11 protein-coding genes and 1 pseudogene are annotated in these 12,357 nt (G+C 68.8%); 10 read left to right on the top strand and 2 right to left on the bottom strand.

Translation table 11 applies throughout. From position 1 onward, the window contains the following. Positions 1-91: 91 nt before the first annotated feature. Positions 92-382 carry a WhiB family transcriptional regulator gene (locus KILIM_RS12065; RefSeq protein ID WP_006592970.1) on the bottom strand — a complete coding sequence of 97 codons (291 nt, stop codon included), beginning with the start codon at positions 380-382 and terminating at the stop codon, positions 92-94. A gap of 295 nt (positions 383-677) precedes the next feature. Between KILIM_RS12065 and shbA the strand changes: the two genes are divergently transcribed. The 10 genes from shbA to KILIM_RS12015 all read left to right on the top strand — a co-directional run bounded on the left by shbA (position 678) and on the right by KILIM_RS12015 (position 11,877). Further along, positions 678-1,433: an RNA polymerase sigma factor ShbA gene (gene shbA, locus KILIM_RS12060; protein ID WP_246308810.1), complete on the top strand. Its 756-nt coding sequence runs from the start codon at positions 678-680 to the stop codon at positions 1,431-1,433. After that, the gene (locus KILIM_RS12055; RefSeq protein ID WP_006592968.1) at positions 1,430-2,734 is read left to right on the top strand and encodes a hypothetical protein; all 1,305 of its coding nucleotides are present in this window, start codon (positions 1,430-1,432) and stop codon (positions 2,732-2,734) included. Before shbA ends, KILIM_RS12055 begins: the two co-directional genes overlap by 4 nt. A 156-nt stretch (positions 2,735-2,890) precedes the next feature. Further along, positions 2,891-4,468, top strand: a complete 1,578-nt coding sequence (gene guaB, locus KILIM_RS12050) for an IMP dehydrogenase (RefSeq protein WP_006592967.1) — start codon at positions 2,891-2,893, stop codon at positions 4,466-4,468. Between the two features lie 249 nt (positions 4,469-4,717). After that, positions 4,718-5,494 carry a glucose-1-phosphate cytidylyltransferase gene (rfbF, locus tag KILIM_RS12045; RefSeq protein WP_006592966.1) on the top strand — a complete coding sequence of 259 codons (777 nt, stop codon included), beginning with the start codon at positions 4,718-4,720 and terminating at the stop codon, positions 5,492-5,494. 2 nt (positions 5,495-5,496) lie between these two features. After that, positions 5,497-6,525: an NAD-dependent epimerase/dehydratase family protein gene (locus tag KILIM_RS12040; protein WP_006592965.1), complete on the top strand. Its 1,029-nt coding sequence runs from the start codon at positions 5,497-5,499 to the stop codon at positions 6,523-6,525. Next, positions 6,522-7,064, top strand: coding sequence for a dTDP-4-dehydrorhamnose 3,5-epimerase family protein (locus tag KILIM_RS12035; RefSeq protein WP_006592964.1), 543 nt, complete (start codon positions 6,522-6,524; stop codon positions 7,062-7,064). The genes KILIM_RS12040 and KILIM_RS12035 overlap by 4 nt, the downstream gene beginning before the upstream one ends. After that, the gene (locus tag KILIM_RS12030; RefSeq protein ID WP_006592963.1) at positions 7,061-8,380 is read left to right on the top strand and encodes an NAD(P)H-dependent oxidoreductase; all 1,320 of its coding nucleotides are present in this window, start codon (positions 7,061-7,063) and stop codon (positions 8,378-8,380) included. Before KILIM_RS12035 ends, KILIM_RS12030 begins: the two co-directional genes overlap by 4 nt. After that, positions 8,380-9,723 carry an L-2-hydroxyglutarate dehydrogenase gene (gene lhgD / locus KILIM_RS12025; RefSeq protein ID WP_006592962.1) on the top strand — a complete coding sequence of 448 codons (1,344 nt, stop codon included), beginning with the start codon at positions 8,380-8,382 and terminating at the stop codon, positions 9,721-9,723. The genes KILIM_RS12030 and lhgD overlap by 1 nt, the downstream gene beginning before the upstream one ends. A gap of 597 nt (positions 9,724-10,320) precedes the next feature. Then, positions 10,321-10,959 carry a hypothetical protein gene (locus tag KILIM_RS23695; RefSeq protein ID WP_157551681.1) on the top strand — a complete coding sequence of 213 codons (639 nt, stop codon included), beginning with the start codon at positions 10,321-10,323 and terminating at the stop codon, positions 10,957-10,959. A gap of 315 nt (positions 10,960-11,274) precedes the next feature. Beyond that, positions 11,275-11,877 (top strand): Uma2 family endonuclease, encoded by a 603-nt coding sequence (locus KILIM_RS12015; RefSeq protein ID WP_006592960.1) that lies wholly within the window; start codon positions 11,275-11,277, stop codon positions 11,875-11,877. Between the two features lie 37 nt (positions 11,878-11,914). Here the strand turns inward: KILIM_RS12015 and KILIM_RS12010 are convergent. After that, positions 11,915-12,357: pseudogene (locus KILIM_RS12010) on the bottom strand (hypothetical protein); the annotation flags it as partial.

Here is a 12,357-nt window from a genome sequence, read left to right as displayed (position 1 = left end):
GCGTCAGACGCGACAAGGCCCGGCTTCCCACACGGAAGCCGGGCCTTGTTCGTGTCGGTCCGCCCAGGGAGGTGCTCGCCTCAGGCTCGCCTCAGCTGGCCTGGGCGATGGAGGCGCGGTACTGCGCCTCGCGCTCTTCCTCGGTCATGGCGCCCCACACGCCGTAGGGTTCACGCACTCGCAGTGCGTGTTCGCGGCACTGCTGCAACACTGGGCAACTCAAGCAGAGTGCCTTGGCTGCGGCGGCGCGGTTGCGGCGGGCAGGGCCTCGTTCGCCTTCGGGGTGGAAAAACGACTCCGGGCTCACGGTTCGGCAGGCGCCGTCCAGCTGCCAATCCCATCGGTCGGCTACCGGCCCTGGCAGTCGGGAGATCTCGGCCACGTTGTCCCTCCAGATGTGCTTCGTCTTCGGTTGTCGCACGGTCTCTGTCGCGGGTGTCGCTCGTTTCGCACTTGCTCAGTACGCGTCGATGGGGCAGAGTCGATGCCAGCGTGTGCTGACTCGCTCCGTCTCAGGTGTCGCGTCCTGTTAGCCGATGTGGTACCCAGAGCCAGCCGCCGCCAAACCCGGGTTTCCGTATCGGTCGGCCGGAGAGGGCATGAGCTGGGGTGCAACCGCCCTCGGTGTCGATCGAACGAAACGGGGAGCCGGTGGCTTCGGTAAGCGAGAGGTGCGCATGAGCACCCCCTCTCGCAACGTGCTGCGTTTCGGTCGCGCCTCCGACAAAGCGGGCACGTCCGAGGCGTCGCGGCGTCACGACGCACATCCGAAGGTCCCCGTCGAGGGCACCGACCCTGACGTTGCGGCAGAAGAGTCGACCGAAGGCGTAACGCCGGGCCGCTCTCAAGCGATGGAAGAGATGAGTGCCGGTTCGCCGATGGCGACACTGGCGGTCAAGGCCATGGCTGGAGACGCGCAGGCACTCGAAGAGCTCATGGTGGCGGTGCGCGAACGGGCGTTCCGCTACGCACGAGCTCGCCTTGGACGTTTTCCACGGGCGGCGCACGCCGCCGAGGACGCGGCGCAGGAGGTGTGCATCGCAGTGTTGACGTCACTGTCACGGTATGACGAACGCGGTGTGCCTTTCGAGGCGTACGTGTACTCGATCTGCGCCCGCAAGGTCGCAGACGTGCAACGTTCGTCGATGCGCACCCCCGTGCCGACCGATCAGGTGCCCGAGGGTGTCGACACGGCGGCCGGTCCGGAGGAGTTGGCGGTCAAGGAGGCTCAGGCCGATGAGGTCTGGGCGCTCATGGATCAACTGCCCGCACATCAGCGTGAGCTGTTGACTCTGCGGGTGGCAGTAGGGTTGTCGGCCGAAGAGACGGCGCAGGCATTGGATATGACCGCGGGGGCGGTTCGCGTAGCGCAGCATCGGGCTCTGGCCCGTTTGCGAACGCTTTATGACAGGCGGGACAAGGGGGAGTCGTGAACAGGGACGAGTCTGTAGGGCTCGGCGCGATTCACGCGGACGACGAGTTGCTCGACCGACTCGCGCAGCGGCAGGAGCAGTCCGACGACGGGCTGGAACTGCTACTCGCGTCATGGACGACGCAGATCGACGCCGATGAGTCGATGATGGCCGATCGCAGTGGGCCGCTGGGGCTGCGCGGGCGTGCGGGGGCACAGGCCGCGGAGGCCATCGCCAGCCTGGCCGCTGCGCCGCGCCCGGCGCCGCGCACCATCCGCATCCCCGGTTCGCGGGCCGCGGCGGTCGCCGCTGCGCTCGCGCTGACAATGTCGGGTGGCGGTGTCGCCGCCGCCCTGACGGGTCAGGAGGTGCCGCTGATGTCGAGCATCGTCGCCAAGACCCGCATCGTGCCTCCGGTCACCGCCGCACCGACCAGCGCCGAGAAGCTGGACGATGTGCTGGCCAACGCCGTTGAGGCCAAGATCAAGGAGGGCAAGGCCACCGAGGCGCAGGGCATGATCCAGGTGCTGGCGGCCGGCCTCGGCGCTACTCCGAATCCGTCCGTCAACGCGCAGATCGAGGTGTTGCAGGAGCGGGTCGACCAGGTGCTGGCCGCAGGCGGGGTAGACCCGACGGCCACGACCACCACCAGCCCGGTCATCGTGGCCCTGGGCCCGACGACGACGTCGGCTCTCCTGGTCGGGGTGCCCTCGTCGGCGGCCGCTCCCGGGCTCGCCTCGAGCCTGGCGACCTCCCCGCTGGCCTCGACCGGCGATGGTGCAGAGAAGCCCGTGCCGACGCCGACCGACACCAAGCCGAGCACCGACCCCGACGGAGCCACCACGCCCGTCGACTCGGGCACCGCCACCGATCCGCAGGCCCCGCCCACCGGATCACCGACCCCCAGCGCAACGGCCACGGTGAGCAACGTGCGCCCGCCGGTGGCACCGTCCACGAGCGTCGAGACACCGAGTCCCTCGGAGACGCCCACGGCCGAGGCGCCGCAGACGCCCTCGCCGACGGGCACCACCGGCTCGACGGGCACCGCTACCGGGCCGGGCACGTCCACCGGCACCGCCACGGGCGGCACCACCGCGACGGGCACGGGCACCGGCACGGCCACGAGCACGGCGACGAGCACCAAGCGCTTCAAGACGACTCGCGCGCGCACCGCGACCCCCAAGGCCTCAGCGCCCACCTCGGCCGCGACCAGCACCAGTGCTTCGGCCTCTGCGACGGGCACTGCGACGGGCACGATGACCCGCGGCGGCTCGACGAGCGACCGCGTGCCGACCTCCACGGGCACCGACTCCGACAACTGACGCCGCGTCGAACGGCGCCGCCGCGAGTTGCGGTGTCGGTCCGTCGATGGCGCCACGACCGCTGAGCAACCCTCTGCGGCAACGCTCCTGAGCCTCGCGGCAGGCCCCCGGCCAGGCCCGTTATGGCCTGCCGGTTCGGCGACCTAGAATCTCGTCATGGAGTGGGCTACGACCGCGGACCACGTCACGGCGAACGACGCGCAGCAGGCCGCGTCGAACGGGCGCCCCCCGGGCCCCGCGCACGATCCGTTCGCCCTGACCGGGCTGACCTACGACGACGTCCTGCTCTTGCCCGGCGAGACCGACGTCATCCCCTCCGAGGCAGACACCTCGAGTTGGGTCAGCCGCAACATTCGCGTGCGCATCCCGCTGCTGTCGGCCGCGATGGACACGGTCACCGAGTCCCGCATGGCCATCGCCATGGCCCGCCAGGGCGGCCTGGGCATCCTGCACCGCAACCTCTCGATCGCCGATCAGGCCCGGCAGGTCGATGTCGTCAAACGCTCCGAAATGGGCATGATCTCCGACCCGGTCACGGTCTCCCCGGAGGCGACCCTGCGCCAGGTCGACGACCTGTGCGGGCAGTTCCGCATCTCCGGGCTGCCGGTGGTCGACGCCGAGGGCCTGCTGCTGGGCATCATCACCAACCGCGACCTGCGCTTCGAGTCCGACCCGTCGCGTCGCGTGGCCGAGGTGATGACCCCGATGCCGCTGATCACCGCCTCCGTCGGGGTGGCCAAGGAGGACGCGCTGGCGTTGCTGGCGCGCAACAAGATCGAGAAGCTGCCGCTGGTCGACGATCAGGGCCGCCTCAAGGGCCTGTTCACCGTCAAAGACTTCACCAAGACCGAGCAGTACCCGCTGGCCACCAAGGACGACGCGGGCCGCCTGCGGGTCGGTGCGGCCGTGGGCTTCTGGGGCGACTCGTGGGAGCGAGCGATGGCGCTGGTCGAGGCCGGGGTCGACGTGCTCGTGGTGGACACCGCCAACGGGCACGCCCGTGGCGTCACGGAGATGATCGCGCGGATCAAGGCCGACCCGGCCGCCCGCGGGGTCGATGTCATCGGCGGCAACGTCGCCACCCGCGAGGGCGCGCAGGCGCTCGTCGACGCCGGCGCCGACGGCATCAAGGTGGGGGTCGGTCCGGGCTCCATCTGTACGACGCGCGTCGTGGCCGGGGTGGGGGTTCCGCAGGTCACGGCCATCCACCTCGCGTCGTTGGCGGCCCGCCCGGCCGGTGTCCCGCTCATCGGCGACGGTGGGCTGCAGTACTCCGGCGATATCGCCAAGGCGCTCGTGGCCGGCGCCGACACCGTCATGCTCGGCTCGCTCCTGGCCGGTTGTGAGGAGAGCCCCGGCGAGCTGGTGTTCATCAACGGCAAGCAGTACAAGTCCTACCGGGGCATGGGTTCGCTGGGCGCGATGGCCTCCCGCGGGCGCGGCACCTCCTACTCCAAGGACCGCTACTTCCAGGGCGATGTCGCCGACGACGACAAGGTGGTGCCCGAGGGCATCGAGGGGCAGGTCGCCTACCGGGGGCCGTTGTCGGCCGTCGCCTACCAGCTCGTCGGCGGGCTGCGGCAGTCGATGTTCTACATCGGCGGCGCCACCATCGACCAGCTCCGGTCGCAAGGACGATTCGTGCGGATCACGGCTGCCGGGCTCAAGGAGAGCCACCCCCACGACGTGCAGATGACCGTCGAGGCACCGAATTACGCGGGGCCGGGGAGCTGAGCGTCGCGCCTGCGCAAGGGCCGTTGTATTCATCGCGCGCCGCTTGGCGATGTGACCAACCAGCAGGACGCTTGTATAGTTTGCGGCAGTGACGCCTCGCTGGGGTGACCGTAGGGGTCATCCGGGGCTTTGAGGCGACGCTTGGGGGAGCGGCCGCGCTGCGGTCGACGCGCGATGACGTAGGGGGATTCAGCAAGCTATGCCCGCAACAATTGTGCCCGCGATGAGGCACGCCCGGGGAGGGGCACGATGAAGGCAGTCATTCTGGCCGGAGGACTCGGCACTCGCTTGTCCGAGGAGACCGCGCTGCGGCCCAAGCCCATGGTCGAGGTGGGGGGCTACCCGATCATGTGGCACATCATGAAGACGTATTCCGCGCACGGCATCGACGACTTCGTCGTCTGCTGCGGCTACAAGGGCGAGGTCATCAAGGACTACTTCGCCAACTACGCGATGCGCCACTCCGACGTCACGTTCGACCTCGGCAAAGACGAGATGACCGTACACCAGCGCTCCGCGGAGGACTGGCGGGTCACCCTGGTCGACACCGGCGCCGAGTCGATGACCGGCGGGCGGCTGCGGCGCGTCCGCGAGCACGTGGGCGACGAGACGTTCTGCTTCACCTACGGCGACGGGGTGACCGACGCCGACATCAGCGCCGAGATCGCCTTCCACAAGAGCGAGGGCCTGCAGGCCACGATGATGGCCGTGCAGCCCGCGGGCCGTTTCGGCGCGCTCGTGCTGGGGGCCAACGAGACGAAGATCGAGTCGTTCATGGAGAAGCCGGCCGGCGACGGCGCGTGGATCAACGCGGGCTACTTCGTCCTCGAGCCCAGCGTCATCGACTACATCGACGGTGACGACACCGTCTTCGAGCAAGGGCCGCTGCGCAACCTCGCGCACGCCGGCCAGCTCAACGCATTCAAGCACGACGGGTTCTGGCAGCCGATGGACACGCTGCGCGACCGCAACCTGTTGGAGACCCTGTGGAACAAGGGCACTGCGCCCTGGAAGGTGTGGAACTGAGCATGAAGATCCTGGTTACCGGTACCGAGGGCTACCTCGGCTGTCTGCTCGCGCCGCTGCTCATCGCGGACGGTCACGAGGTCGTCGCCGTGGACACCGGCTTCTACAAGAACGGCTGGCTGTACAACGGCCTGGAGTCGACCCCGTTCACGCTCGACAAGGACATGCGCGACCTGACGGTCGAAGACTTCGAGGGCGTCGACGCCGTCGTCGCGATGGCCGAGCTCTCCAACGACCCGGTCGGCGACCTCGTCGGCCCGATCACCTTCGACATCAACCACAAGGGCTCGGTGCACGTCGCGGAGACCGCCAAGAAGGCGGGCGTCAAGCGCTTCGTCTACATGAGCTCGTGCTCGGTCTACGGCGTCGCCGAGGGTGACGTCGACGAGACCAGCCCGGTGAACCCGCAGACGGCCTACGGCGAGTGCAAGTACCTCACCGAGCAGGACCTGTGGAAGATGGCCGACGAGAACTTCCACCCGACCGCGATGCGCAACGCGACCGCGTTCGGTGCGAGCCCGCGGCAGCGCTTCGACATCGTGCTCAACAACCTCTCCGGCCTGGCCTGGGTCGAGAAAAAGATCGCGATGACCTCCGACGGCACCCCGTGGCGCCCGATGGTGCACGCCCTCGACATCTGCAAGTCGATCCGCATGGTGCTCGAGGCGCCGGTGGAGAAGGTCTCCGGTGAGGCCTTCAACGTCGGCAGCTACGACAACAACTACACCGTGCGTCAGATCGCCGAGACGGTGGCGCAGGAGTTCCCCGGGTGTGAGCTCTCCTTCGGGGCGCCCGGTCAGGACAACCGCTCGTACAAGGTGAAGTTCGACAAGATCGAGCAGACGCTCGGCTTCTCCTGCGACTGGGACCTCGCCAAGGGCGCCAAGCAGCTGCACGAGGTGTTCGAGGCGATCCAGCTCGACGCCGAGACGTTCTACGGCCGCGGTCACACGCGCCTCAAGCAGATCGAGTGGCTCGTCAACACCGGCCAGGTCGACAAGCAGCTGTTCTGGAAGAAGGTGTCGGCGTGAAGTTCACCGAGACCGCCGTCGACGGCTGCTGGATCATCGACCTGACCCCGTTCGGCGACGAGCGCGGCGGCTTCGCCCGCACGTTCTGCGTCGACGAGATGGCCGCACACGGCATCGAGACCAACGTCGCCCAGGCGAACATGAGCTGGAACGCCAAGAAGGGCACGCTGCGCGGCATGCACCGCCAGATCGCTCCGGCGTCCGAGGGCAAGCTGGTGCGCTGCACCCGCGGCACGATCGTCGACTGCTGCCTCGACCTGCGCGAGGACTCCCCGACGTTCGGGCAGTACGCGATGGTCGAGCTGTCCGCCGACAACCGCCGGGCGCTGTGGATCCCGCCGTACTGCGGCCACGGCTACCTGACGATGACCGACGACACCGAGATCACCTACCAGGTGTCCGGCATGTACACCCCGGAGGCCGAGCGCGGCCAGCGCTACGACGACCCGGCGTTCCGCCTGGAGTGGCCGGGCGAGGTCGTCGTCATCTCCGACAAGGACAAGAGCTGGCCGGACTGGGACGGAAAGAAGATCCGATGATCGTCACCGACACCCTGCTCGCCGCCCGCGAGGCCGAGGGCCGCCCGATCCAGGTTGGCATCGCCGGCCCGGGCTTCATGGCCAAGGGGCTGATCAACCACATCACCAACACCGTCTCCGGTCAGAATGTCGCGGTCGTGTTCGCCCGCAACACCGACAAGGGCGTCTTTGCCCTGGAGAACGCGGGCATCGCCGCCGACGACATCGAGGTGGTCGAGACGGCCGCTGACGTCGACCGCGCCTGCCGCGCCGGTAAGCACGCCGTGACGAGCAACCACGCGGCGATGACGGGGGCCACCAGCGTCGACGTCGTCGTCGACTGCACCGGCTCCGTGGAGTTCGGGGCGCGCCTGGCGCTGGACACCCTCGCCGGCCGCAAGCACCTCGTGCTGATGAACGCCGAGGTGGACGCCACGATCGGCCCGATCCTGTCCGCGAAGTTCGAGGACGCCGGGCTCGTCTACACCGGCTGCGACGGCGACCAGCCGGGCGTGCAGATGAACCTCATCCGGTTCGTCCGCGGCCTGGGGCTCACGCCGCTGGTGGCGGGCAACGTCAAGGGCCTGCAGGACCCGTACCGCAACCCGACGACGCAGGAGGGGTTCGCCAAGCAGTGGGGGCAGGACCCGCACATGGTGACGAGCTTCGCCGACGGCACGAAGGTGAGCGTCGAGCAGGCGCTGGTCGCCAACGCGGCCGGCCTGAGCGTGCACCAGCGCGGCTGCCTGCAACGTGACCACCGCGGCCACGTCGACGAGCTGACCGGCATGTACGACATCGACGAGCTCAAGGAGCTCGGCGGTGCGGTCGATTACGTCGTGGGCTCCAAGCCCGGCCCGGGCGTCTACGTGCTGGCCACGCACGACGACCCCAAGCAGCGCCACTACCTCAACCTCTACAAGCTGGGGGAGGGGCCGCTGTACAGCTTCTACACGCCCTACCACCTGTGCCACTTCGAGGTGCCGAACACGATCGCCCGCGCCGCCCTGCTCGGTGACGCGACGATCAAGCCGCTGCGCCAGGCGCCGAAGGTCGAGGTCATCACGGTCGCCAAGCGCGACCTCAAGGCCGGCGAGACGCTCGACGCGCTCGGTGGGTACACGTACTACGGCGAGTGCGAGAAGGCTCCGATCGCGGCGGCCGAGAACCTGGTTCCGGTTGGTTTGGCGGAGGGTTGCGTGCTGACCCGCGACATCGCCAAGGACGAGGCCATCTCCTACGCCGACGTCACGGTGCCCGCCGGTCGCCTGGCGGACGAGCTGCGCGCCGAGCAGGACGCGGCCTTCCCCCAGCCGGCGGTGGAGGCGAGCGCCTGATGACCCAGGGTTCTGACTCGGCGAAGCCGAGCCGAGAAGCCGCGACGAAGTCGCCTGGCTTCTCGGAACAGGGTGATCGTGCGGCGGAGCCGCTCGGTGCAGTTCGGGGGTCCCCGGGGGCGGAGCCCCCGGGCGTCTACGACTTCGCGGTGATCGGCGGTGGCATCGTCGGTTTGGCGACCGCGATGAAGCTGCTGGCGGAGCGGCCCGGCGCGAGCCTCATCGTGCTCGAGAAGGAGGACGGCGTCGCCCGTCACCAGACGGGGCACAACAGCGGCGTGATCCACGCGGGCATCTACTACAAGCCCGGGTCGCACAAGGCGAAGCTGTGCAAGGAGGGGGCTGTCCGCACGCGGCAGTTCTGCGACGAGCACGGCATCCCCTACCGCAACACCGGCAAGCTCATCGTCGCGACCAACGACGCCGAGCTGGAGCGGATGAACGCTCTCTACGAACGGGCTCTCATCAACGAGCTCGACGTGGAGAAGATCGACGCGGCCGAGCTCAGGCGGCGCGAGCCGAATATCACCGGAGTCGGTGCGATCTGGCTGACCTCGACCGGCATCGTCGACTACACGCAAGTCTGTGTGAAGATGGCGGAGGTCATCGAGAAGACCGGCGGCACGATTCGCCTGGGGGCCAAGGTCGTCGACATCACCGAGTCGCTCTCGGAGGTGCGCATCGACGTCGAGGCACCCGGTTCGGCGGCGCCGGAGAAGATCTATGCCAAGCAACTCGTGGTGTGTGGCGGTATCCAGGCCGACCGTCTCGCGACGATGGCGGGCCTCGATGTCGACTTCCAGATGGTGCCTTTCCGCGGGGAGTACTACCGGCTGCCGGCGAGCAAGAACACCATCGTCGACACGCTGATCTACCCGGTTCCCGACCCGGAGCTGCCGTTCCTGGGTGTGCACCTGACGCTGATGATGGACGGCGGCGTGACGGTCGGCCCGAACGCGGTCATGGGTTTCGCTCGCGAGGGCTACCCGAAGTGGTCGATGAACCGGGCGGACATCGCGTCGTTCGTGAAGTTCCCGGGGTTCTGGAAGGTCGCGAAGAAGCAGTTGAAGACGGGCGCGGTGGAGCAGTGGAACTCGGTGTACAAGCCGGGCTACCTGCAGCTCATCCGCAAGTACTGCCCGCAGCTGACGACGGCAGACCTCACGCCTGAGCCGGCGGGCATCCGCGCCCAGGCCGTACGCATGGACGGCTCGATGGTCGAGGACTTCCTCTTCTACGAGACCGCCCGCATGACCCACGTGTGCAACGCTCCGTCGCCCGCCGCGACGAGCGCCATGCCCATCGGCGACCTCATCGCCGACAAGGTGCTCTCCCGCGCCTGAGCTCCACCCCGCAGCGCCCGGCACCCCAGGGTGTCGGGCGCTACGGCGTTTCCGGTTGGGCCCCTCGGTAGCGACTTTTCAACGCACTCGCGACGCCTCTGCTCGCGTGTGAACCTCTCTGACCTGCATGTTCGCGGAAGCGGCGCTGGCCGCGAAGGTTCCCAGTGCGTTGAGAAGTCGCTACGCCCGGCCGCTCCAGTGTCTGTGCGACACCGCATACCTTGGCGTCGATGTCCAGCGACCGTGAAGTGCCATCCTGCTTACGTTGTGACAGCACTGGCCATCTCCCTACGCTGGCTGGGATACCAACGCGCATCCTGGAGGCCGTCACAGATGTCAACGCAGTCGCCAACGCATGGTCGGCGCTTGCTGACGGTGTACGCCTCGGCCGCCGTCCTGGCAATGCTGGCATCCTGCGCTGCACCGCCGCCCGTTGATCCACTGATTGACGATGCGGCGCTGGCCGAGCTCTCGGCGCTCGTGACGACTGATGGGTTGGCCCACGAGCCTGTCGAATCCCGTGGGACCGTCGAGTCCACGTACGCGGTCGTTCGGATCGCCGCTGACAAGACCGGGCAGGTCCTTAACGACCGAACGGTGGCCAGTCTGCGCAGCCACCTTGACGAGGTCGAACCGGCGACTCTGGCCACGGTCAGGGAGCAGGTGGAGGCACTGGGGGCCTTGGTGGCGCTCGGGCAGGACGACCCGCATCGAGCGGCCATCGTTGCGAACGCGCGCAAGGTCCTTGCGCAGCCGGTGGGCCCAGCCGAGTTGGAGGCTGCGGCGCGGGCGCTCGAAGCGCTCCAGCGAATGGGTGAATCGGCGCAGGGCCTTGCGCCCATTCGCCTCGACGGACTGGCCCCGCAAGACCCGCGGGCGGCCTGGGCGCTGCGGCTTCAGCAGCTGACCGGCCAAACCGCGGGCACGGCGACCTGGCGCTCCGCCGCGGTCGAAGCGACTCGACAGCGGATCGCGCAATGGGCCGCCCCTGCGCCGACGGCTGGCTTCTGGGTCGACGCCCGCGCACTCGTGGGAACCCAGGACCTGGACGAGGCCAGCATGCGTCGCATGTACGACGTGGCCAGGAGCACGCGGGGCTGCTCGGCCTACCCGCACCTGTTCAACGCCGGCGGCGGGGCCGACCTGTGCGATCTCATCGTCATCGCCGACGCCGTCGAGGCAACCGGCACCGAAGAGTCACGCAAGCCCGACTCGAACAGCTGGCCCACCCCGTGACCGGCCGATGTCGCCAGACGTAGCGACCTTTCGACGTACCCGCGACGGCGCCGCTCGCGGGCGCAACGCCCTGACCTGCGCGTTCGCAAGAGCAGCTCGGGCGGGGGATGTTCCCAGTACGTTCAAAAGTCGCTACGCCCGGCGGTGCCGCGGCTAGCGACCGTCGGTGAGCCCGCGAGGAGGTGTCCAGCGGCATGGCCGAGCGCTGCGGCTGTGGATAACTTCGCGGGCTCGTCGGCGGTCGGGACTAGCGTTTCGGGCGTAGGTCTTCCCCGCGGCGTGTGCGCCCGTGACACTGGAGAAACGAGGAACCCGATGACCATGACTGTGCGTGAATCCACCCTCGACCCAGCGCCTCAGCGGAGCCCGGAGCCAATCCCGGCCGAGCCGATGACGTGGGAGCAGTGGCTGGCGTTCGATCCCGATAACGACACCCGCTACGAGCTGGTTCAGGGCGTTCCTGTCATGACACGACCCAAATCGGCCCTGAACGCGTGGGCAGCTGAGCGTCTGACACAACAGCTCGCAGCGGCCGGCATTGAGTTCCGGTGGTTGAGGCATGGGGGCATCGAGATCCAGCGCGACCCGAAGCCCACGGGGCGCGAAGCCGATCTGCTCGTGGTGCGCAAGGAGAGCCTTCGCGACACCTCCTACTTCAGCGGTGACGAGGTCGTGCTGGCGGTCGAGTGTGTGTCAGCGGGCAGTTCGGACGAGCGGGACTGGGTGACCAAGCGCGAGGAGTACGCGCGAGTCGGCGTCAACGCGTACTTGGTGGTCGATCGGGTGCGGGGGCAGCTGGTGCTGTTCGACCGCATCGTCGACGGTATGTACTCCCGGCGGCAGGATGCCGATCCAGAGGTCACGTTGGAGCTCGGTGAGCACCGCATCGCGGTGCGGCTCGATCAGCTCTTGGAGTGACTCCGAGCCGCTCGTGGCGTCAGCGGAGTCAGTGGTGTCAGTGGCCGTTGCGGGGGACCAGTTCGTCGGCGCGCGCCCAGAAGCGGGCGCGCAGCAGGTGGCGGTCGGCCTCGGGGATGTCGTACACGTGCAGGCGCGCCGACAGGTCCTGCAGCAGGGCGCGGTCGATGTCCGGCGGGATCGAGGGACGGTTGACGAACAGCCGCAGCCGGTCGGAATCCTCGACGGACGCCAGCCACGTGCCGATCACGCGGCCGCACACCTCGTCGATGGCCGCCTCGTCGGGGGCCGCGTCGAGCCACTCCGGCGGCGCCGATCGCGTACCCGTCGTCGTGGAGTAGACGACACTCGCCTCCTCGCGCGGTGCGACCGGCGCCGGAACGCCCGCAGGTCGCACCGGCGCGGTGGGCACGGAAGCCTGCCCGGGGGGCCGCGGTAGCGGGCGCGGGCCCGGCTTCGGCACACCGGTCGGCTGCGGTG

Source organism: Kineosphaera limosa NBRC 100340, assembly GCF_000298215.1.
GTDB classification, from domain to species: Bacteria; Actinomycetota; Actinomycetes; order Actinomycetales; family Dermatophilaceae; genus Kineosphaera; species Kineosphaera limosa.
This window is presented reverse-complemented; position numbering and strand designations above follow the sequence as displayed.